The organism is Streptomyces sp. NPDC002825, from assembly GCF_040295385.1.
Taxonomy (GTDB): Bacteria; Actinomycetota; Actinomycetes; order Streptomycetales; family Streptomycetaceae; genus Streptomyces.
Genome location: NZ_JBEOVH010000033.1, coordinates 1 through 26395 on the forward strand (window position 1 = coordinate 1; position 26395 = coordinate 26395).

At 71.5% G+C, this 26395-nt stretch carries 19 protein-coding genes and 1 rRNA gene; 11 read left to right on the forward strand and 9 right to left on the reverse strand.

Annotated features, from left to right (window positions below):
* A 5S ribosomal RNA gene (gene rrf, locus ABT041_RS39130) occupies positions 1 to 69 on the forward strand; the annotation flags it as partial.
* A gap of 94 nt (positions 70 to 163) precedes the next feature.
* On the opposite strand, the gene ABT041_RS31780 is transcribed toward rrf, so the two are convergent.
* The 5 genes from ABT041_RS31780 to ABT041_RS31800 are packed head-to-tail and all read right to left on the reverse strand — an operon-like array spanning position 164 to position 5589.
* Positions 164 to 1474, reverse strand: a complete 1311-nt coding sequence (locus tag ABT041_RS31780) for a DUF58 domain-containing protein (RefSeq protein WP_351190989.1) — start codon at positions 1472 to 1474, stop codon at positions 164 to 166.
* Between the two features lie 12 nt (positions 1475 to 1486).
* On the reverse strand, positions 1487 to 2470 hold the full coding sequence (locus ABT041_RS31785; protein ID WP_351190991.1) for an AAA family ATPase: 984 nt from the start codon (positions 2468 to 2470) through the stop codon (positions 1487 to 1489).
* The gene (locus tag ABT041_RS31790) at positions 2467 to 3681 is read right to left on the reverse strand and encodes a DUF4350 domain-containing protein (RefSeq protein ID WP_351190993.1); all 1215 of its coding nucleotides are present in this window, start codon (positions 3679 to 3681) and stop codon (positions 2467 to 2469) included. Before ABT041_RS31790 ends, ABT041_RS31785 begins: the two co-directional genes overlap by 4 nt.
* Positions 3678 to 4370, reverse strand: coding sequence for a DUF4129 domain-containing protein (locus ABT041_RS31795; protein WP_351190995.1), 693 nt, complete (start codon positions 4368 to 4370; stop codon positions 3678 to 3680). Before ABT041_RS31795 ends, ABT041_RS31790 begins: the two co-directional genes overlap by 4 nt.
* A 4-nt stretch (positions 4371 to 4374) precedes the next feature.
* Complete coding sequence (locus tag ABT041_RS31800; protein ID WP_351190997.1) at positions 4375 to 5589, reverse strand: hypothetical protein; 1215 nt, start codon at positions 5587 to 5589, stop codon at positions 4375 to 4377.
* A gap of 330 nt (positions 5590 to 5919) precedes the next feature.
* On the opposite strand from ABT041_RS31800, the gene mtrA reads away from it, so the two are divergent.
* The 6 genes from mtrA to ABT041_RS31830 all read left to right on the forward strand — a co-directional run bounded on the left by mtrA (position 5920) and on the right by ABT041_RS31830 (position 13300).
* Positions 5920 to 6597 carry a two-component system response regulator MtrA gene (gene mtrA, locus ABT041_RS31805; RefSeq protein WP_010356958.1) on the forward strand — a complete coding sequence of 226 codons (678 nt, stop codon included), beginning with the start codon at positions 5920 to 5922 and terminating at the stop codon, positions 6595 to 6597.
* A 1-nt stretch (position 6598) separates the two neighbouring features.
* Complete coding sequence (mtrB, locus tag ABT041_RS31810) at positions 6599 to 8584, forward strand: MtrAB system histidine kinase MtrB (protein WP_351191000.1); 1986 nt, start codon at positions 6599 to 6601, stop codon at positions 8582 to 8584.
* Positions 8574 to 10439, forward strand: a complete 1866-nt coding sequence (locus ABT041_RS31815; protein WP_502976629.1) for an LpqB family beta-propeller domain-containing protein — start codon at positions 8574 to 8576, stop codon at positions 10437 to 10439. The genes mtrB and ABT041_RS31815 overlap by 11 nt, the downstream gene beginning before the upstream one ends.
* Before the next feature lie 121 nt (positions 10440 to 10560).
* On the forward strand, positions 10561 to 11364 hold the full coding sequence (locus ABT041_RS31820; protein WP_351191002.1) for a ComF family protein: 804 nt from the start codon (positions 10561 to 10563) through the stop codon (positions 11362 to 11364).
* Between the two features lie 293 nt (positions 11365 to 11657).
* A complete protein-coding gene (hpf, locus tag ABT041_RS31825; RefSeq protein WP_502976630.1) occupies positions 11658 to 12338 on the forward strand; it encodes a ribosome hibernation-promoting factor, HPF/YfiA family in 681 nt (226 codons plus the stop codon).
* Between the two features lie 209 nt (positions 12339 to 12547).
* On the forward strand, positions 12548 to 13300 hold the full coding sequence (locus ABT041_RS31830) for a response regulator (RefSeq protein WP_017237000.1): 753 nt from the start codon (positions 12548 to 12550) through the stop codon (positions 13298 to 13300).
* Between the two features lie 143 nt (positions 13301 to 13443).
* Here ABT041_RS31830 and ABT041_RS31835 read toward each other — a convergent pair whose 3' ends face one another.
* Together ABT041_RS31835 and ABT041_RS31840 are read right to left on the reverse strand one after the other, a co-directional pair.
* Positions 13444 to 14607, reverse strand: coding sequence for a winged helix-turn-helix domain-containing protein (locus tag ABT041_RS31835; protein ID WP_351191007.1), 1164 nt, complete (start codon positions 14605 to 14607; stop codon positions 13444 to 13446).
* Positions 14608 to 14649: 42 nt separating this feature from the next.
* Positions 14650 to 15225 carry a GNAT family N-acetyltransferase gene (locus tag ABT041_RS31840; protein ID WP_351191009.1) on the reverse strand — a complete coding sequence of 192 codons (576 nt, stop codon included), beginning with the start codon at positions 15223 to 15225 and terminating at the stop codon, positions 14650 to 14652.
* A 239-nt stretch (positions 15226 to 15464) separates the two neighbouring features.
* Here ABT041_RS31840 and secA point away from each other — a divergent pair, with 239 nt between their 5' ends.
* Positions 15465 to 18272, forward strand: a complete 2808-nt coding sequence (gene secA, locus ABT041_RS31845) for a preprotein translocase subunit SecA (RefSeq protein ID WP_351191011.1) — start codon at positions 15465 to 15467, stop codon at positions 18270 to 18272.
* Positions 18273 to 18329: 57 nt separating this feature from the next.
* Here secA and ABT041_RS31850 read toward each other — a convergent pair whose 3' ends face one another.
* Entirely contained in the window at positions 18330 to 18818 is a 489-nt protein-coding gene (locus tag ABT041_RS31850) for an Rv3235 family protein (protein ID WP_351191013.1), read from the reverse strand.
* A 274-nt stretch (positions 18819 to 19092) separates the two neighbouring features.
* Here ABT041_RS31850 and ABT041_RS31855 point away from each other — a divergent pair, with 274 nt between their 5' ends.
* On the forward strand, positions 19093 to 19599 hold the full coding sequence (locus ABT041_RS31855; protein WP_351191015.1) for a DUF6912 family protein: 507 nt from the start codon (positions 19093 to 19095) through the stop codon (positions 19597 to 19599).
* Between the two features lie 23 nt (positions 19600 to 19622).
* Positions 19623 to 20279 carry an HAD family hydrolase gene (locus tag ABT041_RS31860; protein WP_351191017.1) on the forward strand — a complete coding sequence of 219 codons (657 nt, stop codon included), beginning with the start codon at positions 19623 to 19625 and terminating at the stop codon, positions 20277 to 20279.
* A gap of 102 nt (positions 20280 to 20381) precedes the next feature.
* On the opposite strand, the gene ABT041_RS31865 is transcribed toward ABT041_RS31860, so the two are convergent.
* A complete protein-coding gene (locus tag ABT041_RS31865; RefSeq protein ID WP_351191019.1) occupies positions 20382 to 20936 on the reverse strand; it encodes a DJ-1/PfpI family protein in 555 nt (184 codons plus the stop codon).
* A gap of 430 nt (positions 20937 to 21366) precedes the next feature.
* Between ABT041_RS31865 and ABT041_RS31870 the strand changes: the two genes are divergently transcribed.
* On the forward strand, positions 21367 to 26334 hold the full coding sequence (locus tag ABT041_RS31870; RefSeq protein ID WP_351191021.1) for an NAD-glutamate dehydrogenase: 4968 nt from the start codon (positions 21367 to 21369) through the stop codon (positions 26332 to 26334).
* Positions 26335 to 26395 lie beyond the last annotated feature (61 nt).

Here is a 26395-nt window from a genome sequence, read left to right on the forward strand (position 1 = left end):
GAAGCTAAGCCTTTCAGCGCCGATGGTACTGCAGGGGGGACCCTGTGGGAGAGTAGGACGCCGCCGAACAATCATTGTGGGAAAGCCCCGCACCTCATGGTGCGGGGCTTTTCTGCGTTTACGGTACGGATCCCCTTTCGGAGGGGGTGTCTGTCGTTCGGGCTCAGAGGCGGCCGGCCGCTTTCAGGGCCAGGTAGGCGTCTGCCAGGGCCGGGGCGAGGGTGTCGGGGGTGGCGTCGACGACTGTGACGCCGTGGTGCTGCAGTTGGTCCGCGGTGCGGGCGCGCTGGGACTGTGTCTGCGTTGCCGCCGCTGCCTCGTAGACCGCCTCGATGGTGCCGCGGGCCTTGGACATGTGCGTGACGTGCGGATCGGCCACGGAGGCCACCAGGACGGTGTGGCGCTGGGCGAGTTGCGGGAGGACCGGGAGGAGGCCCTCCTCGATCGGGGCCGCGTCGAGGCTGGTGAGGAGGACGATCAGCGAGCGGCGCGGCGCGCGTGCCAGAGCCGTCGCGGCGAGGCCGCGCGCGTCCGTCTCCACCAGCTCGGGCTCCAGCGGGGCGAGGGCGTTGACCACGGCCGGCAGGACGTCGCCGGCGGAACGGCCCTGGACCTGGGCGCGCAGGCGGCGGTCGTAGGCCAGCAGGTCCACGCGGTCACCGGCGCGGGAAGCGAGTGCGGTGAGGAGGAGGGCCGCGTCCATCGAGGCGTCCAGACGGGGTACGTCGCCGACGCGGCCCGCCGAGGTGCGGCCGGTGTCGAGGACGATCAGGATGTGCCGGTCGCGCTCCGGGCGCCAGGTGCGGACCGCGACGGCGGTCTGGCGGGCCGTGGCCCGCCAGTCGATCGAGCGGGTGTCGTCTCCGGGGACGTACTCGCGGAGGCTGTCGAACTCCGTGCCCTCGCCGCGGGTGAGCACGCTGGTGCGGCCGTCGAGCTCGCGGAGCCGGGCCAGACGCGACGGCAGGTGCTTGCGGCTGGTGAAGGGCGGCAGGACGCGGACGGTCCAGGGGACCTCGTGGTGGCCCTGGCGGGCCGCGAGGCCGAGAGGTCCGAAGGAACGGACCGTGATCCGTTCGGCGCGGCGGTCGCCGCGGCGCGTCGGCCGCAGGCTTGTGGTGAGGCGGCGGCGCTCGCCGGCGGGGACGGTCAGGCGGCGGCGTGAGGCGGCCTGCTCGGTGCCGGGGAGCCAGCTGCTGGGCGGCCAGGCGTCGCGGAGCTGGGCCCGGAGCCGACGGCGGGACGGGTTGGTGACGGTGAGCTGGACTTCGGCCCCGTCACCGAGTCGAACGGATGTATCACCACTTCGGGTGAATTGGAGCGTTCTCACTGGCGCCGCCAACGCGTAGTCGCACAGAATTGCGAGCGAGAGAGGCGCGTTCACCGCGAGCATCCCCGCCCAGCTGGGGGCGAGGATGCCCACGGGGAGCGATCCGAGAGCCGCGAGCAGCGCGGTTCGTCCGGTGAGGGCCATGGGGCGCCGTTCTCAGCGGGGGACGGGGACGTGGGCGAGGATCGAGTTGATGACGGAGTCGGGGGTGACCCCCTCCATCTCGGCCTCGGGCCGCAGGTGGATGCGATGACGCAGAGTGGGGAGCGCGAGGGCCTTCACATCGTCCGGGGTGACGTAGTCCCGGCCTGTGAGCCAGGCCCAGGCGCGGGCGGTGGAGAGCAGGGCGGTGGCGCCTCGGGGAGAGACCCCGAGCGTGAGTGAGGGGGAATCACGCGTGGCACGACAGATATCGACGACATAGCCGGCGATCTCGGCGGAGACCGAGACCTTGGCGACGGCGGCCCTGGCCGCTTCGAGCTCGGCGGGTCCCGCGACGGGGCGGACGCCGGCGGCCTTCAGGTCGCGGGGGTCGAATCCCTCGGCGTGGCGGGTGAGGACGTGGATCTCGTCCGCGCGTGACGGCAGAGGGACCGTCAGCTTGAGGAGGAACCGGTCCAGTTGGGCCTCGGGGAGCGGGTAGGTGCCCTCGTACTCGACGGGGTTCTGGGTCGCGGCGACCAGGAACGGCTCCGGGAGGGGGCGCGGGGTGCCGTCGACCGTGACCTGACGCTCTTCCATCGCCTCCAGGAGGGAGGACTGGGTCTTCGGGGGCGTGCGGTTGATCTCGTCGGCGAGCAGCAGATGGGTGAAGACCGGGCCGGGCTGGAAGGAGAACTCGGCGGTGCGGGCGTCGTAGACCAGGGAGCCGGTGACGTCACTCGGCATCAGGTCGGGGGTGAACTGGACGCGCTTGGTGTCGAGTTCGAGTGCGGCCGCCAGCGAGCGGACCAGGAGGGTCTTGGCGACTCCGGGGACGCCTTCCAGGAGGACGTGTCCCCGGCAGAGCAGGGCGACGACGAGACCGGTGACGGCGGGGTCCTGGCCGACCACGGCCTTCGCGATCTCGGTGCGCAGGGCCTCCAGGGAGGCGCGGGCGCTGTCCGAGTCCGTGGCGGTCTCGGGGGTCGGGGCGCTCATGAGGTGCGTACCTCTCTTTCGAGGGCGTCGAGTTGGTCCGCCAGGCGGATGAGGGTGGCGTCGTCGGCGGGAGCCGGGCCGAAGAGGAGGTTCCTGGGGTCCGCGGTGGTCCCGGGGAGACGGGCGGAGAGTGCGGGGAGGAGACGGTCGGGGGAGTGGGCGTCCTGGAGGGGGACGCCGAGCAGGGGCGCGATCCGGGAGCGGGTCGCGGTGCGCAGGACGGTGGCGGCGCGGTCGCGGGCGTTGGCCTTGCGGTAGAGGCGGGCGCGGCCCTCGGTGGCCTCCGAGGCGCGGAGGGCCACGGGGAGGCGCTCGGTGACCAGGGGGCCGAGGCGGCGGCCGCGCCAGAGGGCGGCGAGCAGGGCTGCGAGGGCGAGTTGGAGGGCGCCCCACAGCCAGCCGGAGGGGATGAGGGCGAGGAAGTTGCCCGTGGTGTCGTCGGCCGGTGCGTCGGCGGTGGCCGAGGCATCGGAGAGGGAGGGGAGGTACCAGACGAGATGGGGCTGGGAGCCGAGGAGTTGCAGGGCCAGCGAGGCGTTGCCCCGTTGGTCGAGGCGGGAGTTGTAGAGGATGTCGGGCGAGCCGAGGAGGACCGTGTCCGTACCCGTGCCTCTGCCGGAGTGGGTGTCGGGGAGGTGGAGCAGGGTCGGCAGGCCGTCGGCGAGGTAGCAGACGGAGGTGGTGGTGCCGGGGGAGGGCTCGTAGCGTTCGCCGCCGAGGTCGACGCTGCCGGCGCGGGTGGCGGCCGGCAGGGCGCAGTCGGGGGTGCGTTCCCGTACCGGGACGCTCGGGGCGCTGGTGACTCCCGGGGCGAGGGTGGAGAGGGACGCGCGGCCGGCGCCGATGAGGACCGTGCGGCCGGTGGAGTTCTCCATGGCCCTGTGGAGGGTGGACTGCTGGGAGTCCGTCAGCAGGTCGGGGGTGGTGACCAGGAGGGTCGTTCCGGTGTCCGTGGCCGCGGTGGCCTCGTCGAGGGTGGTGGCGAGGGTGACGGTGACGCCGCGGTCCCTGAGGAGTTCGGCGACGGCCAGGCTGCCGTGGGGGTCGGCGGAGCGCGGGTCGAGGGCGGCGTGGGCGTCGGTGGAGCGGACCGTCGCGAGGACGAGGCCGCCGATCAGGACCAGGGCGACGACGAGGACCGCGCCGCGGACGCGGGTCCACACCTGGCGGGCGGTGGGTGCGGTCGAGGTGCCGGCGGCCGGGCGGCTCATGCGGGTGCCCCCGTGGAGGCGGAGTCGAGGGTGGGGCGGGTCCGCTCCAGGGCGGTGTCCAGTTCCTGGACGCGGCGGTACGCGGGCTCGTCGGCGGTGCGGCCGCCGTATGTGACGTCGTCGAAGGTGCGGGCCGCGAGGCGGAGCTCGTCCGCGTGGGAGGGGAGGGTGCGGCCGGCTTCGGCGGCGGCCTCGTCGGCGGTGCGGCCGGGGCGGGGTTCGAGGAGGGTGCGCTCTTCGAGGGAGCGGACGATGGCGCGCATCCGTTCCTGCACGGCCTCGTTCCAGCGGCCTGCGGAGGCGTGCCGGGCGGCGGCCGTGCGGTGGTCCCGGGCGGTGCGGGGGCCGTCGGCGAAGAGCGAGTCGCCGGTGGTGCCGGGGGCCCGGCGCGGGGTGCCGAGGCGCCACCAGAGGGCGGCGACGAGGGCGGCCACGAGCAGGACGATGACGACGAGGCCGAGCACGCCGCCCGGGGTGGCCCCCGAAGCGGCGCCGAAGAGGTCGTCGAGCCACTCCCAGAAACGGTCGAGGCCGCGCTGGAGGAGGTTCGGGTCGTTCTGGTGGTACTTCGGGTCGGACAGCTCCCGTTCCGCCGCCTCGCGGGCCGGGACGCGGGAGATGTCCACCGGTACGTCGCCGTCGGCGCGCAGCCGTCCCAGTGTCGCGGCCGCTCCCCCCGTGACCGTCACCGCATCAGCCCCCGACGGTGTCGGTGCCCGGCGTGGTGCCGTAGCCGGGGAGGCCCGCGGCCCGGGCCAGTTCGAGGTCCAGGGCTTCGCGGCGGATGCGCTGGTCCACGTAGAGGAGGACCGTGACACCGGCCGAGATCGGGTAGGTGATCGCGCTGGTGATCACGCCGCCGATGCCCGTGACGATCAGGAACGGCCAGCCGACGGTGGTGGCGGTGCCGGAGAGCACGCCCTCGAAGCCTTCGCCGTCCACCGCGAAGCCGACGATGGTGAACGGGATCGCGATGATCATGGCGAAGAGGAAGATCAGCAGCTGCGTCAGCATCGTGATGCCGAAGATCCGCCACCACGAGCCCTGCACCAGCTTCGCCGAGCGCTTCAGCGACGGGATGATGCCCTGGCGCTCCAGCATCAGGGCGGGGGAGGAGAGGCTGAAGCGGATCATCAGCCAGACGACCGCCACCATGGCGCCGAGACCTCCGAGGAAGGTCAGGGCCACACCGGCGGCGCCGCCGATCAGGAGACCGGGGAACAGGCCGACGCTCACGATGGCGGCGACCATGACGGCGAGCAGCAGGGTCAGGCCGAGCATCTGGAGCAGCCGCGGGCGGGCCTCCTGCCAGGCGGAGCCCAGGGAGACCGGGCGGCCGAGGATCGCGCGGCTGATGACGACGGTCAGCAGGGCGGCGCTCACCAGCGACGCCATCATCGTCACGAGCAGTGCGGGGCCGAGGCCGATCAGGGAGGCCTGGGCCGCGTCCAGGGACTGTTCCAGCGCCTCGGCGGGCGTGGCGTCCGGGTTGAGCTCCGGGGCGGCCGGCACGAGGTAGCGCTGGGCCAGGATGTCGGCGATCTGGGAGATCACCGCGACCGTGACCGTGATGGAGAGGACCGTGCGCCAGTAGGTGCGGAGGGTCTTCGCCGCGCCGTCGAGGATCTCCCCCATGCCCAGCGGGCGCAGCGGGATGACTCCGGGCTTCGCGGCCGGAGGCCTGCCCCAGTTGACGTTCGGGGGCGGGGTTCCCCAGTTCTGGCCGGGTGCCGTCGGCGGGGTCCGGTCGGTCGGCGGGGACCACTGGCCGGCGGGCGGCTGGTCCTTGGACCACTGGGTGGCGGAGCCGTTCGCGTCGGCCGCGGAGGGGGGCCCGGGGACCCCCGAGCCGTCCTGGCCGTCGGAGGGGGCGGATCCGGGCGAGGTCCAGCCCGGAGTGTCGTTCACGGTCGTCCACCTCGGAGGAATGGTCGCGGTGCCGGATCGGCGAACCGGCTCGGTCACGGCGGCCGACACCTGACACGGCGGCGGGCCGGGTGCCATCGTGCCACGCGGGGCCCGCCCGTGGGCCGGAGCCTTGATCTCCTTCGTACGTTCGTCCGGACCTTCATTGTGCGAGCGGCAGACGGCACACTGTGCGGATGCCCGATCAGGTCGCGCGAACCGCACGACTACGGGCCGAGCGGGCCACCGACCATGAGATCAGGGCCCGGGCTGGGGGAGGCGCTGTGGGACAGGTCACGGCAGGTAACGATTGGCTAATGGGATGATGTCGATATGAAGGGACGCGTTCTTGTCGTCGACGACGACACCGCACTGGCCGAGATGCTCGGCATCGTGCTGCGGGGTGAAGGGTTCGAGCCGTCGTTCGTCGCTGACGGTGACAAGGCGCTTGCCGCTTTCAGAGAGGCCAAGCCAGACCTGGTGCTGCTCGACCTGATGCTGCCCGGCAGGGACGGCATCGAGGTGTGCCGGCTCATCCGGGCCGAGTCCGGGGTGCCGATCGTCATGCTCACGGCCAAGAGCGACACCGTCGACGTGGTCGTGGGCCTGGAGTCCGGTGCCGATGACTACATCGTGAAGCCGTTCAAGCCGAAGGAGCTCGTCGCCCGCATTCGGGCGCGGCTGCGGAGGTCCGAGGAGCCCGCTCCCGAGCAGCTCACCATCGGCGACCTGGTCATCGACGTGGCCGGGCACTCCGTGAAGCGGGACGGTCAGTCCATCGCGCTGACCCCGCTGGAGTTCGACCTGCTGGTCGCGCTGGCGCGCAAGCCGTGGCAGGTGTTCACGCGTGAGGTGCTTCTGGAGCAGGTCTGGGGCTACCGGCACGCGGCCGACACCCGGCTGGTGAACGTGCACGTCCAGCGGCTGCGCTCGAAGGTCGAGAAGGACCCCGAGCGCCCGGAGATCGTGGTGACCGTCCGCGGTGTCGGTTACAAGGCGGGACCGAGCTGACATGAGTGCAGGCAGTGCTGCTCCGAGGCCCGGGGACCCGGGAGTCCGTACGGGGCGGACTGCCGGACCGGGGCGGGGGGGCTCGCGATTCGGCCGTCTGCTCCGCAGCAGGGCGGTCCTCCGGCTGTTCGCGCGCTGGGTCCGCCGGCCGCTGCTGCCCGCGGTGCGGCTGTGGCGGCGGAACATCCAGCTGAGGATCGTCGCGGGCACCCTGCTGATGTCCCTCGGAGTGGTGCTGCTGCTCGGCATCGTCGTCATCGGGCAGGTCCGCAACGGTCTGCTCGACGCCAAGGAGAGAGCCGCCCAGAGCCAGGCCGCCGGGGGGTTCTCCGCCGCCCAGGACCGGGCGGCGACCACCCCCTCGGCGCCCGGGCAGCAGGACGGCGGACGGGCCGGCGCCTCCGTGAACTGGCGCTCCACCCTGGTCGAGCAGCTCGCCAGCGGTGGGCAGAGCGCGTTCAACGTCGTGGCGCTCTCCCTCGACACCGGTGACACCGCGAGCCGCGGCGCCCGCGCCTCCGGCGAGGTCGACCCGACCACGAGCATCCCGGCGGACCTGCGGCACTCGGTCGCCCAGGGCACCGGGACCTTCCAGAAGTTCACGCGCATCCACTACACCAGTGGCAAGGCGTCCGAGGCCGGCCTGGTGATCGGCAAGCGGCTGAACGACGCCGACGGCGACCAGTACGAGCTGTACTACCTCTTCCCGCTGACCCAGGAGGAGGACTCCCTCACCCTGGTCAAGGGCACCCTGGCGACCGCCGGGCTCTTCGTCGTCGTGCTGCTCGGCGCCATCGCCTGGCTCATGGTGCGCCAGGTCGTCACGCCCGTACGGATGGCCGCCGGGATCGCCGAGCGGCTCTCGGCCGGCCGCCTCCAGGAACGCATGAAGGTCACGGGCGAGGACGACATCGCGCGCCTCGGCGAGGCCTTCAACAAGATGGCCTCCAACCTCCAGCTGAAGATCCAGCAGCTGGAGGAGCTCTCGCGGATGCAGCGGCGCTTCGTCTCCGACGTCTCGCACGAGCTGCGCACGCCGCTGACGACGGTACGGATGGCCGCCGACGTCATCCATGAGGCCCGTGTCGACTTCGACCCCGTCACCGCCCGCTCCGCCGAACTCCTCGGCGACCAGCTCGACCGCTTCGAGTCGCTGCTCTCCGACCTCCTGGAGATCAGCCGCTTCGACGCGGGCGCGGCCGCCCTCGAAGCCGAGCCGATAGACCTGCGGCAGGTCGTCCGCCGGGTCATCGGCGGCGCCGAACCCCTCGCCGAGCGCAAGGGCACCCGGATCGTCGTCCTCGGCGACCAGCAGCCCGTCGTGGCCGAGGCGGACGCCCGCCGGGTCGAGCGCGTGCTGCGCAACCTCGTCGTCAACGCCGTCGAGCACGGCGAGGGCCGCGACGTCGTCGTGAAGCTCGCCGCCGCCGGCGGGGCCGTCGCCGTCGCCGTACGGGACTACGGAGTGGGTCTGAAGCCCGGCGAGGCGACCCGCGTCTTCAACCGGTTCTGGCGTGCCGACCCGGCACGTGCGCGGACGACCGGCGGCACCGGCCTCGGCCTGTCGATCGCCGTCGAGGACGCGCGGCTGCACGGCGGCTGGCTCCAGGCCTGGGGCGAGCCCGGCGGTGGCTCGCAGTTCCGGCTCACCCTGCCGCGCACCGCGGACGAGCCGCTGCGGGGCTCCCCGATCCCGCTGGAGCCCGAGGACTCACGGCGCAACCGCGAGCAGGCGGCCGCCGTACGCGAACAGGAGAGCGGCCGCCTCACCTCGGTGCCGACGCAGCCCGCGGGCGACCGGCCCGCGCTCGCCGTGCCGCCGAGGCTGCCCGCGCCGCCGCGGGCGACCGTCGATCCGACGGCGCTGCCCGGCAGCGGCGCCCGGGTCGTGGCGCGCGCGGCGACGGACGGCGACGGCGGGGTGGGCACGACGACGGCCGGTGGAGACGGGCACCTGGAGCGGGAGGACGGAACACGTGGGCGCTGACTCCCGAGCGGAGCACGCGGGGCGGGGACGGAGTACACGCGCGGTGGTCCTCGCCGCGTGCGGCGGGCTCCTGGTGACCGGATGCGCGACGATGCCCGACAGCGGCGACGTACAGCCGGTCAAGGGGTCCAACACGGGCGACTCGCAGGTGCGGGTCTACGCCGTCGCGCCCCGGGAGAACGCGGACCCGGACGAGATCGTCGACGGCTTCCTCGAAGCCATGACCAGTGACGACCCCGGCTTCGCCACCGCCCGCAAGTACCTCACCAAGAAGGCCGCGCAGAGCTGGAGGCCGGAGCAGAGCATCACCGTGCTCACCACCGCGCCCGACCGCGAGCCGACCGACCGCAACGCCGACCCCGACAACCAGGGCCGCGCCTACCCGCTGTCCGGCCGCAAGATCGCGACCGTGGACGCCCGGCACGCGTACCAGCCGGTCAGCCCCGCCGAGTACCTCCAGTCGATCCACGTCGTGCAGCAGCCCTCGGCGAACGGCAAGGGCAAGGAGTGGCGCATCGACAGCCTCCCGCCCGGCCTGGTCCTCGGCGAGGCCGACTTCCTCCGCAACTACCGGTCGGTCAACAAGTACTACTTCGCCTCCGGTGCGAACTGGGTCGTCGCCGACCCCGTCTACATCCGGCAGCGGCAGGACCCCGTCACCCGGATGGATCCGGTGACGCAGACGGTCAAGGCGCTCCTCGAAGGCCCGACGAACTGGCTCAAGCCGGCCGTCGACTCGCAGTTCCCCTCCGGTACGGAGCTCAAGAGCGGCGTCACCACCCTGACCACCGACGACCAGTCCACCCTGAGGGTGCCGCTCAACCGCAAGGCGGACCGGGCCGGCGGAGAGGCCTGCCGGCGGATGGCCGCGCAGCTGCTGTTCACCCTGGGCGACCTCACCTCCGTACGGGTCGAGCAGGTGGAGCTCCTCGGATCGGGCGGGCAGTCGCTGTGCCGGCTCGGCAAGGGGCAGGCGGCCGAGTTCGCGGCCGTGCGCAACGCCGACCGCGAGGAGACCCCCTACTTCGTCGACGAGCACGGCAAGCTGATGAAGCTCCTGATCGGCGGCAAGGAGGCGGACGCGCCGATCGAGGTGCCGGGGCCCTTCGGCAAGGGCACCGTGCCGCTCGGCTCCGTCGCCGTCGACCGGAGCGAGACCCGGGCCGCCGGCGTCGGCGAGACCGGCCGCCAGCTCCTCGTCTCCTCCATCACCACCGAGCAGGACCCGCTGCCGCCGGTCCTGACGAGCCGCGGCGCCCGGCCGTCCGACCGGCTGTCCGCCCCCAGCTGGGACGTCAGGGGCGACCTGTGGGTCGCCGACCGCGACCCGGCCGCGTCCCGGCTGTGGATGGTGCCCGGCGGCACCGGCCACCCCGTCAAGGTCCGCACGCCCTGGCTGGGCGACGACACCCGCATCGAGTCCCTGCGGGTCTCCGCGGACGGCGTACGGATCGCCCTGGTCGTCACCCGGGGCGAGCGCACGACCCTGCAGATCGGCCGGATCCAGCGCCAGACGTCGGGCGACGAGGAGGTCGTCTCGGTCCTCGACCTGCAGCCCGCCGCGCCCCGGATGGAGTCGGTCACGGCCGTCTCCTGGGCGGGGCCGAGCCGGCTCGTCGTGGTCGGCAAGGAGGCGGGCGGCGTCCAGCAGATCCGCTACCTCCAGACCGACGGCTCGACCTCGACGACCTCGGTGCTCCCCGGTCTGAACGGGGTGACGTCGGTGGCCGCGCCGCACACGGACAAGGCGCCGGTGGTGGCCGACTCCGGCGACGACGGCATCGTCCGGCTGGCCCCGGGGACGAACTGGCAGCCGGTGGCCAAGAAGGGGTTCTCGCCCGTCTACCCCGGCTAGGACCCCTTCCGCCGAGCGCTGACGAGGCCCCGGCCGAAGGGCGTACCTGACGTACTTCCGGGCTGCCCGTGGGTTTTCCACAGGGGTGGCCCGGAAGCGTCCCGAGGCGCACAGTGGAGCCATGCGGGGGTGGTGGCGCGAGATCGCCGGGCTGGTGCTGCCGGTCGCCTGCGGAGGCTGCGGCAGACCACGCACGGAGTTGTGCCCTGCCTGCGCGGACGCGCTCGCCGGTTCGGCGCCGCGCAGGGTGCGGCCCTCGCCCGAGCCCGCCGGGCTGCCCGTGGTGCACGCCGCCGCGCCGTACGCCGAAGCTGTACGGGAGCTGCTCATCGCCCACAAGGAACGCGGCGCGCTCACGCTCGCCGGGCCCCTGGGCGGCGCCCTCGCCGGGGCCGTGGAGGCCGCTGCCGGGGCCGCGAAGGGGCCGGCGGACGGTCCACTGCTCCTCGTACCGGTGCCGTCCTCGCGGCGTTCCGTACGGGCGCGTGGCCATGATCCGACGCGGCGGATCGCGCTGGCGGCCGCGGCCCGGCTGCGGCGGGCGGGCCGGCCGGCGCGGGTCGTGCCCGTGCTGCGGCAGCGGCGTCACGTGGCGGACCAGGCGGGCCTCGGGGCGCGCGGGCGGCTCGCGAACCTGTCGGGGGCCCTGGAGGTCGTACCGGGCGGAGCACGGCTTCTGACGGCGGGAAGGGTGGTGCTCGTGGACGACCTGATGACCACGGGCGCCTCGCTCGCGGAGGCGGCGCGCGCCATCGGAGCCGTACACCTTCCGTTCATTCACGGAATACCGCACGGCTTACCGGCCGGTTCGGCGCAGCGCGGAATCGAACAGCGGGTGGCGGCTGTGATCGCATCCTCTCCCGCTTCGTTCGAAATAAACCGGAACTCGCCGGAAACTTGGATCGTTGCAGGTGGTGAGAGGTGAAAGCACTCGAACGGAGGTATGTCGCGGTAGCGGGTGCCGACACCCGTCCGAAGGGGCTATGTTCGGTTGTGAGGAATGGCGAATGCCATCGCCTCACCGAATACATGGTTGCGCCTACAGGACAGGAGTTCAGGGCGAATTAACCTCTTGTCGATGGGGTGGAGATCTTGTCGACTGGGGAGGAGGAGGTCGAAGTCGCCAAGTCCGAGCTCCGGTGACCACCGGAGCTGGTGCAAAGGGAGATGCCCGGCGGCCAAGGAGCCGACCAGGGCGATCCGGGAACGGAGTTCTGCGTGGACATCGTCGTCAAGGGCCGCAAGACCGAGGTGCCCGAGCGGTTCCGCAAGCACGTGGCCGAGAAGCTGAACCTGGAGAAGATCCAGAAGCTCGACGGCAAGGTGATCAGCCTCGACGTCGAGGTGTCCAAGGAGACCAACCCGCGGCAGGCCGACCGGTCCGACCGTGTGGAGATCACCGTCCATTCCCGAGGCCCGGTGATCCGGGCGGAAGCAGCGGCAGGCGACCCTTACGCAGCGCTCGACCTCGCCCACGGCAAGCTCGAGGCCCGACTGCGCAAGCAGCACGACAAGCGGTACACCCGCCGTGGCAGCGGCCGGCTGTCCGCGGCGGAGGTCGCGGACGTGGTGCCCGGCGCCGCCAAGTTCAACGGAAACGGCCAACTGGCCGTGGACGAGACCGAGACGGTCCCCACCACGATGATGGGCTCCATCGAGGTCCAGGGCGAAGGCCCGCTCGTGGTCCGCGAGAAGACCCACCGGGCCGCACCGATGACGCTCGACCAGGCGCTCTACGAGATGGAGCTGGTCGGGCACGACTTCTACCTCTTCGTCGACTCCGACACCAAGCAGCCCAGCGTCGTCTACCGGCGACACGCCTACGACTACGGCGTCATCCACCTGGAGAGCGACCCGCTCGCCGAGGGCGGCGGCGTCGGCGGTGCGCTCGGCGGCTGACCGGCCGCCCGTACCGCCTCCGAACTGAGGTGTCCCTCTCGGTGCCCCTGGAGCGCACTTCGCGCCCCCAGGGGCACCCCCGTGCGTCCGTGGATCGCCCCGTGGCCGCCCGGGCATGAAATCATGGCGTGCACGCCAACCGGTGCCGAGCGAGCACGGGTTGGAGGACCGGAAACGAATTCAGGCCACGGCCTTCAGGGGGAGGAACGATGGCGGACAGCTTCGGGCCGGTGCTCAGCGGGCGCGAGCACGGTGGCGCGGTCCCGGAGGGATCGGATTCGGACAGCGGAGCCTTCCGCAAGGAGCCGATCCGGGTCCTCGTCGTGGACGACCATGCCCTCTTCCGCCGGGGACTCGAGATCGTCCTCGCCCAGGAGGAGGACATCCAGGTGGTCGGCGAGGCCGGTGACGGTGCCGAGGCCGTCGACAAGGCCGCCGATCTGCTGCCGGACATCGTTCTGATGGACGTACGGATGCCACGGCGCGGCGGCATCGAGGCGTGCACCTCCATCAAGGAGGTGGCCCCAAGCGCGAAGATCATCATGCTGACGATCAGCGACGAGGAGGCCGACCTCTACGACGCGATCAAGGCGGGGGCCACCGGCTACCTCCTCAAGGAGATCTCCACCGACGAGGTGGCCACCGCGATCCGCGCGGTCGCCGACGGGCAGTCGCAGATCAGCCCCTCGATGGCGTCCAAGCTCCTCACCGAGTTCAAGTCGATGATCCAGCGCACCGACGAGCGCCGGCTCGTGCCCGCGCCCCGGCTGACGGACCGCGAGCTGGAGGTCCTCAAGCTCGTCGCGACCGGGATGAACAACCGGGACATCGCCAAGGAGCTGTTCATCTCCGAGAACACGGTGAAGAACCACGTCCGGAACATCCTGGAGAAGCTCCAGCTGCACTCCCGCATGGAGGCCGTGGTCTACGCGATGCGGGAGAAGATCCTCGAGATCCGCTGAGGCCCCACCACGAGGCGCTCCCTGCTGGGGGGCCGGGGGTCGTCCCCCGGGGGATGCAGTGCGATGCGGGAGAAGATCCTCGAGATCCGTTAGGGCCGCAGCACCGGGGCGCCCCTGTGAAGAGCCTCGAGATCCGCTGACCCTCAGGCGAGCGCCTTGAGCAGTTCGGGCAGCAGCTGCGGGTGGTCGAGACGCTCCACCGTCACCGCCTCGCAGCCCACCCATTCGGCCGCCTCGCGCAGTGCCTTCGCCACCGCCGGTACGGCCTTGGGGCCGTCGAGCGAGACCTGCTTCGCCACCAGCGTCCGGCCCTCCCGCGCCGGGTCCACCCGGCCGACCAGCCGGCCCCCGGCGAGCACCGGCATCGCGAAGTAGCCGTGGATCCGCTTCTGCTTCGGCACGTACGCCTCCAGGCGGTGCGTGAAGCCGAAGATCCGCTCCGTGCGGGGCCGCTCCCAGATCAGCGAGTCGAAGGGCGAGAGCAGCGTCGTGCGGTGCCGGCCGCGCGGCTCCGTGGCCAGCGCCGCCGGGTCCGCCCAGGCGGGCTTCCCCCAGCCCGCCACCGTCACCGGCACCAGACCCGAGGCCTCCACCACCGCGTCGAACTGCTCGGCCTTGATCCGGTGGTAGTCGGCGATGTCCGCGCGCGTGCCCACGCCGAGGGCCTCGCCCGCCTGCCGTACCAGCCGTCGCACGCACTCTGCGTCGTCCAGGTCGTCGTGGAGCAGCTCCTGCGGGATCGCCCGCTCGGCCAGGTCGTACACCCGCTTCCAGCCGCGCCGCTCCGTGACCACCACCTCGCCGTACATCAGGGCCCGCTCGACGGCGATCTTGCTGTCGGACCAGTCCCACCACTCGCCCTTGTTCTTCGCGCCGCCCAGCTCGGTCGCCGTCAGCGGGCCCTGGTCCCGCAACTGGTCGATCACCTTCCCGTACGCCCCGGGGGACAGCTCGTGGCCCCAGTGCGGGCGGTCGCGGTAGGCGCGCCGGCGGAAGGCGAAGTGCGGCCACTCCTCGACGGGCAGGACGCAGGCGGCGTGCGACCAGTACTCGAAGGCGTGCGCCCCGGTCCAGTACGCCCGCTCCACCGCCGGGCGGCCCACGGCGCCCAGGCGCGCGTACGGAATGAGCTCGTGCGAGCGGGCCAGGACCGAGATGGTGTCGAGCTGGACCTGGCCGAGCGACCGGAGCACCCCGCGCACCCCGGCCCTGCGGTCGGGCGCGCCCAGGAACCCCTGGGCGCGCAGGGCGATCCTGCGGGCTTCGTCGGCGGACAGTTCGGCGGCGGGTCGCGGCGCAGTCGTCATGGACCGCACCCTAGGCCCCGGCACTGACAGTGGCCCGTGCGCTCAGGCGGTACGGGCCGGGAGGTACGGCAGGGGGCTGGGCAGTCCGAAGTCGGAGGGGAGCAGGGCGCCGACCCAGGCGTCCCGGAGGGTGCCCTTGTTGGGCAGGCCGGCGCGCTGGACGCCCTCGACGACGAAGCCGACCCGCTCGGCCACCGCGCGCGAGCCGGCGTTGCCGACCTCGGCGCGCCAGATCAGGCGGGTGCAGCCGAGCCCGGTGAAGGCCCAGTGGGCGAGCGCCCGGACGATCTCGGTCATGTGGCCCGCGCCGCGGTGCTCCTTCGCCAGCCAGTAGCCGACCTCCCAGACGCCCCCGCCGCGACTGCTCAGGCTGGCCGCGGCGAGCAGCGGGCCGCCCTCCACGGGTTCGGCGGCGAAGGCGTACTCGGTGTCGTCGCGCCAGCCGTCCGGGACGAGGCGGTGGACGAACAGCTCGGCGTCCTCGCGCCGATAGGGGTCCGGGACCGTCGTCCAGCGGCGGATGTCGGGGTCCTGGCAGATCGCGTACACCGCGTCCACGTCCTCGGGGACGAAGTTCCGCAGACGCAGCCGGTCGGTCGTGAGGGTGATGGGATCCATGCCGGGATTGTGGTGACCACGCGGACCGGAAGCGAACACTTTTCGGATGGGGCGGCACCTTCCGCCCACCTCGTGCGTTCTCTTTACGGGCGGACGTACGGCTCCGGCACTGCGGGCCTCCCTCTGCACGGGCGGTCTCGCTTACGATGGCCGTTACGGTGGGGACCACCTGCCGTGCCCGCGCTCGCGTCCATCACAAGACCCAGTGCCAGGCCCGACCGGCAAGGAGACCAGCCTCAGTGTCCGTCTTCAACAAGCTCATGCGTGCAGGCGAAGGCAAGATCCTGCGCAAACTGCACCGCATCGCGGACCAGGTCAACTCCATCGAAGAGGACTTCGTCAACCTCTCCGACGCCGACCTGCGGGCGCTCACCGAGGAGTACAAGCAGCGGTACGCCGACGGCGAGAGCCTCGACGACCTGATGCCGGAGGCCTTCGCGACCGTCCGCGAGGCCGCCAAGCGCGTCCTCGGCCAGCGCCACTACGACGTCCAGCTGATGGGCGGCGCCGCCCTCCACCTCGGCCACGTCGCCGAGATGAAGACCGGTGAGGGCAAGACCCTCGTCGGTACCCTCCCGGCGTACCTCAACGCGCTCTCCGGCAAGGGCGTGCACCTGATCACGGTCAACGACTACCTGGCCGAGCGCGACTCCGAGATGATGGGTCGCGTCCACAAGTTCCTCGGTCTGACCGTCGGCTGCATCCTGGCCAACATGACGCCGGCCCAGCGCCGTGAGCAGTACGCCTGCGACATCACGTACGGCACGAACAACGAGTTCGGCTTCGACTACCTGCGCGACAACATGGCGTGGTCCAAGGACGAGCTCGTCCAGCGCGGCCACAACTACGCCTGTGTCGACGAGGTCGACTCCATCCTCGTCGACGAGGCCCGTACGCCGCTGATCATCTCCGGCCCGGCCGACCAGGCGACCAAGTGGTACGGCGACTTCGCCAAGCTGGTCACCCGGCTGAGCAAGGGCGAGCCCGGCAACCCGCTCAAGGGCATCGAGGAGACCGGCGACTACGAGGTCGACGAGAAGAAGCGCACCGTCGCCATCCACGAGGCGGGCGTCGCCAAGGTCGAGGACTGGCTGGGCATCGACAACCTCTACGAGTCGGTGAACACCCCGCTCGTCGGTTACCTGAACAACGCCATCAAGGCGAAGGAACTGTTCAAGAAGGACAAGGACTACGTCGTCATGGACGGCGAAGTCATGATCGTCGACGAGCACACCGGCCGTATCCTCGCCGGCCGCCGCTACAACGAGGGCATGCACCAGGCGATCGAGGCGAAGGAAGGGGTGCAGATCAAGGACGAGAACCAGACCCTCGCCACGATCACCCTCCAGAACTTCTTCCGCCTCTACGACAAGCTCTCCGGCATGACCGGTACGGCCATGACCGAGGCCGCCGAGTTCCACCAGATCTACAAGCTCGGCGTCGTCCCGATCCCGACGAACCGGCCGATGCAGCGCAAGGACCAGTCCGACCTGATCTACCGGACCGAGGTCGCCAAGTTCGCCGCCGTCGTCGACGACATCGCGGAGAAGCACGAGAAGGGCCAGCCGGTCCTCGTCGGCACGACCTCCGTCGAGAAGTCCGAGTACCTCTCGCAGCAGCTCGCCAAGCGCGGCATCCCGCACGAGGTCCTCAACGCCAAGCACCACGAGCGCGAGGCCACGATCGTCGCCCAGGCCGGCCGCCGCGGCGCCGTCACGGTCGCCACGAACATGGCCGGCCGTGGTACGGACATCAAGCTCGGCGGCAACCCGGACGACCTCGCCGAGGCCGAGCTGCGCCAGGCGGGCCTTGACCCGGTCGAGCACGTCGAGGAGTGGGCCGCGGCCCTGCCCGGCGCCCTGGAGCGGGCCGAGAAGGCCGTGAAGGCGGAGTTCGAGGAGGTCAAGGAGCTCGGCGGGCTGTACGTCCTCGGTACCGAGCGCCACGAGTCGCGCCGTATCGACAACCAGCTCCGCGGTCGTTCCGGCCGTCAGGGCGACCCCGGCGAGTCCCGCTTCTACCTCTCGCTCGGCGACGACCTGATGCGTCTGTTCAAGGCGCAGATGGTCGAGCGCGTGATGGCCATGGCCAACGTGCCGGACGACGTCCCGATCGAGAACAAGATGGTCACCCGCGCCATCGCCTCCGCCCAGTCGCAGGTCGAGACCCAGAACTTCGAGACCCGTAAGAACGTCCTGAAGTACGACGAGGTCCTCAACCGGCAGCGCGAGGTCATCTACGGCGAGCGCCGCCGCGTCCTGGAGGGCGAGGACCTGCACGAGCAGGTGCGCCACTTCATGGACGACACGATCGACGACTACATCCGCCAGGAGACCGCCGAGGGCTTCGCGGAGGAGTGGGACCTCGACCGTCTGTGGAACGCCTTCAAGCAGCTCTACCCGGTGAAGGTCACCGTGGAGGAGCTGGAGGACGCGGCCGGGGACCGGGCGGGCATCACCGCCGAGTTCATCGCCGAGTCCATCAAGGACGACATCCACGAGCAGTACGACGCCCGTGAGAAGCAGCTCGGCTCGGACATCATGCGCGAGCTGGAGCGTCGCGTGGTCCTCTCCGTCCTCGACCGCAAGTGGCGCGAGCACCTCTACGAGATGGACTACCTCCAGGAGGGCATCGGCCTGCGCGCGATGGCGCAGAAGGACCCGCTGGTCGAGTACCAGCGCGAGGGCTTCGACATGTTCACCGCCATGATGGAGGGCATCAAGGAGGAGTCCGTCGGCTACCTGTTCAACCTGGAGGTCCAGGTCGAGCAGCAGGTCGAGGAGGTCCCGGTGCAGGCGTCCGCTCCTTCGCTCACGAAGGAGGACGCGGTTCCGGCGGGTGCCGGGCGTCCGGAGATCCGCGCCAAGGGGCTCGACACCCCGCAGCGGCCGGACCGGCTGCACTTCTCCGCGCCGACCGTGGACGGGGACGGCGGTGTCGTCGAGGGCGACTTCGGCGCCGAGGACGCGGAGGGCGACGGGATGACCCGCGCGGAGCGCCGCAAGGCGCAGAAGAACGCGGGCGGCGGGCGTCGCCGCAAGAAGTGACGTTCTGAAGCTGTCGTAGGAGGGGTCGGTCGCCCGGGAGGGCGGCCGGCCCCTTCGTCATGGGTGGCGGGCGGCCACGCCGAGGCCGTCGAGCTCCACGGCGGCGCAGCGCCAGCGCTGGTCCTCGCCGCGCTCCAGGCGGAACGCCATGGCCCGTACGCGGGGGCCGGTCGCGATGGTCGCGAAGGCCTCGATCGCCGCCTGCGGCCGGTGGAGCTGGACCGAGCAGCGGCGCAGGACCGGGCGCGGGCCCAGCGAGCGCAGGGGCGTCTCCGGGGCCAGCCGGACGAGCTGCTCGTACGCGTCTCCGACGGTGTGGCCGAGCATCCAGTGGACGGGTCGCTCCCCGCTCAGCACGGCGAGCAGGCGCTCGGCGAAGACGGTGTGCGGGGGGAGCGTGCGGGGCGGGCCGGCCTGGGCGGGGGTGCGGGGGCGGGTCCCGGCGGAACCGCGCGGGCGCGTGCCGGCCGGGCCGCCCGGGGCCGTGCGGGAGCGGGAGCGGGGTCGGGGGAGCGGGGAGGGCGTGGTGGTGAGCGTGGCGTTCATGGCGATCCCCTGTCGTTGCGTAACCGAGTGGTACCAGTCGGTAACTTCCGTTGGGGATCTTGTACGGCTCGACTCCGAGGCCCCGCAAGGAGTCCGACGCGACGGATGGGCTTCGAAACCGGATCACCTATCCGGGTGACGCGCTCGAAAATCGGGTCTCCGGCGGCTCGGCGGGCGGCCCTCGGCGGTGGACGGACGGCAAGTCCGGCCCGCCGCCCCGAAGGGGGACTCCGCACGTATCCTGAGGGCCCTGCGTCTACGAAAGCGGCCTGCCATGCGCGTCTACGTCCCTCTGACCCTCCCCGGTCTCGCACAGGCGCACAAGGCGGGCGAGCTGGGTCCCGGTCCGCTGACCGCCTACGCCGTCACCCCCGCGCTGCGCGAGTGGTACGTCTCCGACGACATCGAGGAGCTGGAGTACGCGGCGCTCAACCGGGCCGCCTCCGCCTCCCTGCGGCTCCTCGCCGGCGACCCCGACGCGCCCCGGCGCCGGATCGTCGTCGCCGTCGACGTGGCCGACAAGGACGCGACCGTCGACCCCGACCGCGGCCTCGACTCCGGCTCCATCGGCGAGGTCCGCGTCGCCGGAGCCGTACCGCTGGCCAAGGCCGCGGCCGTGCACGCCGACGCGGACGACGCCGAGGCCGACGTCACGGCGGCGGCCGACGCGCTCGGCGCGGCGGACCAGGGCGACGACGACGCGCAGTTCGTCGTGGACGGGGCCGAGGACCACGAGCTGCTCTGGTTCGGGGTGCAGGAGATCCCCTCCCTGCTGGGCTGAGCCGCCGGGTACCGTCTCTCTCCATGGGGAAGCACGGAAAACACCTGGTCTGGGACTGGAACGGCACACTGCTCGACGACATCGGCGCGGTGATCGGCGCGACGAACGCGGCCTTCGCCGAACTCGGGCTCGAATCGATCACGCTGGAGCGGTACCGCGATCTGTACACGGTGCCGGTGCCGAAGTTCTACGAGCGGTTGATGGGGCGGCTGCCGACGGACGAGGAGTGGACCGTCATGGACGGGGCCTTCCATCGGCACTACTGGGAGCGGGCCGAGTCCTGCGGGCTCACCGCGGGGGCGGCGGAGCTGCTCCTGGCGCGGCAGGAGGCGGGGGCCACGCAGTCGCTGCTGTCCCTTGCGCCGCATGCCGACCTGATTCCGCTGGTGCGGAGGCATGGGATCGCGGAGCGGTTCGTCCGCGTGGACGGGCGCGTGGATGCGTCGACCGAGGGGAAGTCGGGGCACATGGTGCGGCACCTTGCCGCGCTGCGCGTTCCGGCCGAGCGGGTCGTCGTCATCGGCGATGCGGCGGATGACGCGATCGCTGCGGCACATGTGGGGGCTCGGGCGGTGCTTTACACCGGGGGGTCGCACAGTCGGGCGTCGCTGTCGCGGGTGGGGGTGCCGGTGGTCGACTCGCTGGAGGAGGCCGTCGCCGTGGCGGAGGAGCTGGTCTGACGGACGCTGTCCGGGTGGGCAGGCGGACCGGCCGGGTGCGGCCCGGTGGGTGGGTTGTGCCCACCTTTCCGCCCTGCGGAACGCCTGCCCACAACGGGGGTCCTAGCCCTTGGCGCGGAGGACCTTCAGGAATTCGCGCATCCAGGTGGGGTGGTCCGGCCAGGCCCGGGAGGAGACCAGGAGGCCGTCCACGACCGCCTCGCTGTCCTGGTAGGTCGCTCCCGCCGACTGCATGTCGAGTTCCAGGGCCGGGTAGGCCGTGACGCGGCGGCCCTCAAGGCTGCCGATCGCCGCCGTAAGGAGCGGGCCGTGGCAGATCTGGGCCACCGGCTTGTCGGCGTCGAAGAAGGCCTTGAGGATCTTCCGGAGCTCCGGATCGTTGCGCAGGTACTCGGGCGCCCGGCCGCCCGGGATCACCACCGCCACGTACGCGCCCGGGTCGACCTCCGAGAAGGCCAGGTCGGCGGGCCAGGTGTAGCCCGGCTTCTCCGTGTACGTGTCGTAGCCCGGTTCGAAGTCGTGGACGACGAAGCGGAGCGTCTTGCGGGCCGGGGCCGCGATGTCGACCTCGTAGCCCTCCTCCAGAAGCCGCTGGTAGGGGTACATCACCTCCAGGGACTCCGCTGCGTCCCCGGTCACGATCAGGATCTTCGCCATGGCTCTCCCAGATCACAGATGGTCGGTCTGTCGTGCTGTGTCCATGCTTGCGCACACGGTGCCTCCGGCGTGCGGGTTTGCCGAGGAGACACGTGTCGCTGTCCATATCGTCAAACTTCCCCCGCTCTTTTGTACGCATACGGCTCATGACGGTTCGGGGGTCGGGGGCGATAGGCTTTTGCCGTGATCAGCGCGATACGCCAGGGGGGCAGTGAAGCCCCCGGCTGCCGCCCGGACCGCAACAGCGGCCGGGCCGACCGTGCGTTCGCCGATCCTCTCCGTCCGGGCGTGCCGCTCTCCGTGGCCGGATTCGGCCCGGGCGTCTCTCATTCGGGCATAACGTCTCCTTCGACCGGAATCACCGCGTCGTGGCGTTGTGCCCTTTCTTCCACCGACGTCACGCAACGGCGCGCGACAGGAGTCAGAGGACATGCAGACCAAGCTGGACGAAGCAAAGGCCGAGCTGCTCGAGAGGGCCGCTCGCGTAGCTGAGCACAGCCCGGTCGGGGGGCGACTTCCGACGGGCCCGGAGGGCTCTGGGGAGCGTCCGGACCGGGACACCGTGCTCGATTACCTCCAGCGCTACTACCTGCACACCGCGCCCGAGGACCTCGCCGACCGCGACCCGGTCGACGTGTTCGGCGCCGCGCTCTCTCACTACCGCCTCGCGGAGAACCGCCCGCAGGGCACCGCGAACGTGCGCGTCCACACCCCGACGGTGGAGGAGAACGGCTGGACCAGCAGCCACTCCGTCGTCGAGGTCGTCACGGACGACATGCCGTTCCTCGTCGACTCGGTCACCAACGAGCTGTCCCGCCAGGGCCGCGGCATCCACGTCGTGATCCACCCGCAGGTCCTCGTCCGCCGTGACGTGGCCGGGAAGCTCATCGAGGTCCTGTCGGCGCAGATCCACGGCGAGCTGCCGCACGACGCGCTCACCGAGTCCTGGATCCACGTCGAGATCGACCGCGAGACCGACAAGGCCGACCTCAAGCAGATCACCAACGACCTGCTGCGCGTCCTGTCCGACGTCCGCGAGACCGTCGAGGACTGGGAGAAGATGCGCGATGCCGCCCTGCGCATCGCCGACGGCCTCCCCGGCGAGCCCACCGCCTCCGACCTGCGCCCGACCGAGGTGGAGGAGGCCCGCGAGCTGCTGCGCTGGCTCGCCGACGACCACTTCACCTTCCTCGGCTACCGCGAGTACGAGCTGGTCAACGGCGACGCCCTGTCCGCCGTTCCCGGCACGGGCCTCGGCATCCTGCGCTCCGACCCGCAGCACGGCGCCGACGACGAGGGCCACCACGCCCACCCCGTCTCGCCGTCCTTCAGCCGGCTGCCCGCCGACGCCCGCGCCAAGGCGCGCGAGCACAAGCTGCTGATCCTGACGAAGGCCAACAGCCGGGCGACCGTGCACCGCCCCTCGTACCTCGACTACGTCGGCGTGAAGAAGTTCGACGCCGAGGGCAACGTCATCGGCGAGCGCCGCTTCCTCGGCCTCTTCTCGTCCGCCGCCTACACCGAGTCCGTCCGCCGGGTCCCGGTCGTCAAGCGCAAGGTCCAGGAGGTCCTCGAGGGCGCCGGCTTCTCGCCGAACAGCCACGACGGCCGCGACCTCCTCCAGATCCTGGAGACCTACCCGCGCGACGAGCTCTTCCAGACCCCGTCCGACCAGCTGCAGTCCATCGTCACCAGCGTCCTGTACCTCCAGGAGCGGCGGCGGCTGCGGCTCTACCTGCGCCAGGACGAGTACGGCCGCTACTACTCGGCCCTCGTCTACCTGCCGCGCGACCGCTACACCACCCGCGTCCGGCTGCGGATCATCGACATCCTGAAGGAGGAGCTCGACGGCACCAGCGTCGACTTCACCGCCTGGAACACCGAGTCGATCCTCTCCCGGCTGCACTTCGTCGTCCGCGTCAAGCCCGGCACCGAGCTGGCGAAGCTCACCGACGCCGACGTCGACCGCATCGAGGCCCGGCTCGTCGACGCCGCCCGCTCCTGGGCCGACGGTTTCGGCGAGGCGCTCAACGCCGAGCTCGGCGAGGAGCGCGCCGCCGAACTCCTCCGCCGCTACGGCAACGCCTTCCCCGAGGGCTACAAGGCCGACCACTCGCCGCGCGCGGCCGTCTCCGACCTGGTCCACCTGGAGGCCCTCGCCAGCAGCGGCAAGGACTTCGCGCTCTCCCTGTACGAGCCCGTCGTCGCCGGCCCCGGCGAGCGCCGCTTCAAGATCTACAAGACGGGCGACCAGATCTCCCTCTCCGCCGTCCTGCCGGTCCTCAACCGGCTCGGCGTCGAGGTCACCGACGAGCGCCCGTACGAGCTGCGCTGCTCCGACCGCACCCACGCCTGGATCTACGACTTCGGCCTGCGGATGCCGGCCGCGACCGGCAACGGCGGCGACTACCTCGGCGACGACGCCCGCGAGCGCTTCCAGGAGGCCTTCGCCGCCACCTGGACCGGCGAGGCCGAGAACGACAATTTCAACTCCCTCGTCCTCTCCGCCGGGCTCACCTGGCGCGAGGCGATGGTGCTGCGCGCCTACGCCAAGTACCTGCGGCAGGCCGGCGCGACCTTCAGCCAGGACTACATGGAGGACACCCTCCGCAACAACGTCCACACCACCCGGCTGCTCGTCTCCCTCTTCGAGGCCCGGATGGCGCCCGAGCGCCAGCGCGCCGGCACCGAGCTGATCGACGCGCTCCTCGAAGAGCTCGACGCCGCCCTCGACCAGGTCGCGAGCCTGGACGAGGACCGGATCCTGCGGTCCTTCCTCACCGTCATCACGGCGACGCTGCGGACGAACTTCTTCCAGACCACGGCCGAGGGCAAGCCGCACGCCTACGTGTCGATGAAGTTCGACCCGCAGGCCATCCCGGACCTGCCGGCCCCGCGCCCCGCCTTCGAGATCTGGGTGTACTCCCCGCGCGTCGAGGGCGTCCACCTGCGCTTCGGCAAGGTCGCCCGAGGCGGTCTGCGCTGGTCCGACCGCCGTGAGGACTTCCGTACGGAGATCCTCGGCCTGGTCAAGGCGCAGATGGTGAAGAACACCGTCATCGTGCCCGTCGGCGCCAAGGGCGGCTTCGTCGCGAAGCAGCTCCCGGACCCGACCGTGGACCGCGACGCCTGGCTGGCCGAGGGCATCGCCTCGTACAAGACCTTCATCTCGGCCCTCCTCGACATCACCGACAACCTGGTCGCGGGCGAGGTCGTGCCGCCGGTCGACGTGGTCCGCCACGACGAGGACGACACGTACCTCGTGGTCGCCGCCGACAAGGGCACCGCGACCTTCTCCGACATCGCCAACGGCGTCGCGGAGTCGTACGGCTTCTGGCTCGGCGACGCCTTCGCCTCCGGCGGCTCCGCCGGCTACGACCACAAGGGCATGGGCATCACCGCCCGCGGCGCCTGGGAGTCCGTCAAGCGGCACTTCCGCGAGCTGGGCCACGACACCCAGACCGAGGACTTCACCGTCGTCGGCGTCGGCGACATGTCCGGCGACGTCTTCGGCAACGGCATGCTGCTCTCCGAGCACATCCGCCTGGTCGCCGCCTTCGACCACCGCCACATCTTCATCGACCCGACCCCGGACGCGGCCGTCTCGTACGCCGAGCGCCGCCGGCTCTTCGACCTGCCGCGCTCCTCGTGGGCGGACTACGACACCTCGCTGCTCTCGGCGGGCGGCGGCATCCACCCGCGCAGTGCCAAGTCCATCCCGGTCAACGCGCAGATGCGGGCCGCCCTCGGCATCGAGGACGGCGTCACCAAGATGACCCCGGCCGAGCTGATGAAGGCGATCCTCCAGTCGCCCGTCGACCTGCTGTGGAACGGCGGCATCGGCACGTACGTGAAGTCCTCCGCCGAGTCCAACGCCGACGTCGGCGACAAGGCCAACGACGCCATCCGCGTCGACGGCCAGGACGTCCGCGCCCAGGTCATCGGCGAGGGCGGCAACCTCGGCGCGACCCAGCTGGGCCGCATCGAGTTCGCCCGCAGCGGCGGACCCGAGGGCCAGGGCGGCAAGGTCAACACCGACGCCATCGACAACAGCGCCGGCGTCGACACCTCCGACCACGAGGTCAACATCAAGATCCTGCTCAACGGGCTCGTCGCCGAGGGCGACATGACCGTCAAGCAGCGCAACAAGATCCTCGCCGAGATGACGGACGAGGTCGGCCGGCTCGTCCTGCGCAACAACTACGCGCAGAACACCGCCCTGGCCAACGCCGTCGCCCAGTCGCCGTCCCTGCTCCACGCCCACCAGCGCTTCATGCGCCGCCTGGGCCGCGACGGGGCCCTCGACCGCTCCCTGGAGTTCCTGCCCAACGACCGGCAGATCCGCGAGCTCCTCAACAACGGCCGGGGCCTCAGCCAGCCCGAGCTCGCCGTCCTCCTCGCGTACACCAAGATCACGGTGGCCGACGAGCTGATCGGCACGGAGCTGCCGGACGACCCGTACCTGCGCGGGCTGCTCCACGCCTACTTCCCGACGCTGCTGCGCGAGAAGTTCGGCGAGGCCGTCGACAGCCACGCCCTGCGCCGCGAGATCATCACGACGGTCCTGGTCAACGACACCGTCAACACCGGTGGCTCGACCTTCCTGCACCGCCTCCGCGAGGAGACCGGCGCGTCCATCGAGGAGATCGTCCGCGCGCAGACCGCCGCCCGGGTCGTCTTCCGCCTCGGCCAGGTCTGGGACGCCGTCGAGGCCCTCGACAACGTGGTGCCGGCCGACGTCCAGACCCGGATGCGGCTGCACTCCCGCCGGCTCGTCGAGCGCGGCACCCGCTGGCTGCTCAACAACCGGCCGCAGCCGCTCCAGCTCACCGAGACCATCGAGTTCTTCGCCGACCGCGTCGAGGAGGTCTGGGCGCAGCTGCCGCAGCTGCTGCGCGGTGCGGACCTGGAGTGGTACCAGTCGATCCTGGACGAGCTGACCGAGGTCGGTGTGCCGGAGGAGCTCGCGCTGCGGGTCGCCGGCTTCTCCTCCGCCTTCCCGACGCTCGACATCGTCGCGATCGCGGACCGCACGGGCAAGGAGCCGCTGGCGGTCGCCGAGGTCTACTACGACCTGGCCGACCGGCTGCGGATCACCGACCTGATGGACCGGATCATCGAGCTGCCGCGCAACGACCGGTGGCAGTCGATGGCCCGGGCCTCGATCCGCGAGGACCTCTTCGCGGCGCACGCGGCGCTGACCGCCGACGTCCTGACGGTCGGCAACGGCACCACGAGCCCCGAGGAGCGGTTCAAGGCCTGGGAGGAGAAGAACGCGGCGATCCTGGGCCGCGCGCGGACGACCCTGGAGGAGATCCAGGGCTCGGACACCTTCGACCTGGCGAACCTGTCGGTGGCGATGCGGACGATGCGGACGCTGCTCCGTTCGCACAGCTGATCCCTGCATGAGGAAGGGCCCCGCCGGTGTTCCGGCGGGGCCCTTCCTCATGTGCCTTGTG

Excerpts from the sequence above, each read along its gene's own strand:
- ABT041_RS31780 (WP_351190989.1), bottom strand. The coding sequence starts at position 1,474 with ATGGCCCTCACCGGACGAACCGCGCTGCTCGCGGCTCTCGGATCGCTC.
- ABT041_RS31785 (WP_351190991.1), bottom strand. The coding sequence starts at position 2,470 with ATGAGCGCCCCGACCCCCGAGACCGCCACGGACTCGGACAGCGCCCGC.
- ABT041_RS31790 (WP_351190993.1), bottom strand. The coding sequence starts at position 3,681 with ATGAGCCGCCCGGCCGCCGGCACCTCGACCGCACCCACCGCCCGCCAG.
- mtrA (WP_010356958.1), top strand. The coding sequence starts at position 5,920 with ATGAAGGGACGCGTTCTTGTCGTCGACGACGACACCGCACTGGCCGAG.
- mtrB (WP_351191000.1), top strand. The coding sequence starts at position 6,599 with ATGAGTGCAGGCAGTGCTGCTCCGAGGCCCGGGGACCCGGGAGTCCGT.
- ABT041_RS31820 (WP_351191002.1), top strand. The coding sequence starts at position 10,561 with ATGCGGGGGTGGTGGCGCGAGATCGCCGGGCTGGTGCTGCCGGTCGCC.
- ABT041_RS31830 (WP_017237000.1), top strand. The coding sequence starts at position 12,548 with ATGGCGGACAGCTTCGGGCCGGTGCTCAGCGGGCGCGAGCACGGTGGC.
- ABT041_RS31835 (WP_351191007.1), bottom strand. The coding sequence starts at position 14,607 with ATGACGACTGCGCCGCGACCCGCCGCCGAACTGTCCGCCGACGAAGCC.
- ABT041_RS31840 (WP_351191009.1), bottom strand. The coding sequence starts at position 15,225 with ATGGATCCCATCACCCTCACGACCGACCGGCTGCGTCTGCGGAACTTC.
- ABT041_RS31850 (WP_351191013.1), bottom strand. The coding sequence starts at position 18,818 with ATGAACGCCACGCTCACCACCACGCCCTCCCCGCTCCCCCGACCCCGC.
- ABT041_RS31855 (WP_351191015.1), top strand. The coding sequence starts at position 19,093 with ATGCGCGTCTACGTCCCTCTGACCCTCCCCGGTCTCGCACAGGCGCAC.
- ABT041_RS31860 (WP_351191017.1), top strand. The coding sequence starts at position 19,623 with ATGGGGAAGCACGGAAAACACCTGGTCTGGGACTGGAACGGCACACTG.
- ABT041_RS31865 (WP_351191019.1), bottom strand. The coding sequence starts at position 20,936 with ATGGCGAAGATCCTGATCGTGACCGGGGACGCAGCGGAGTCCCTGGAG.
- ABT041_RS31870 (WP_351191021.1), top strand. The coding sequence starts at position 21,367 with ATGCAGACCAAGCTGGACGAAGCAAAGGCCGAGCTGCTCGAGAGGGCC.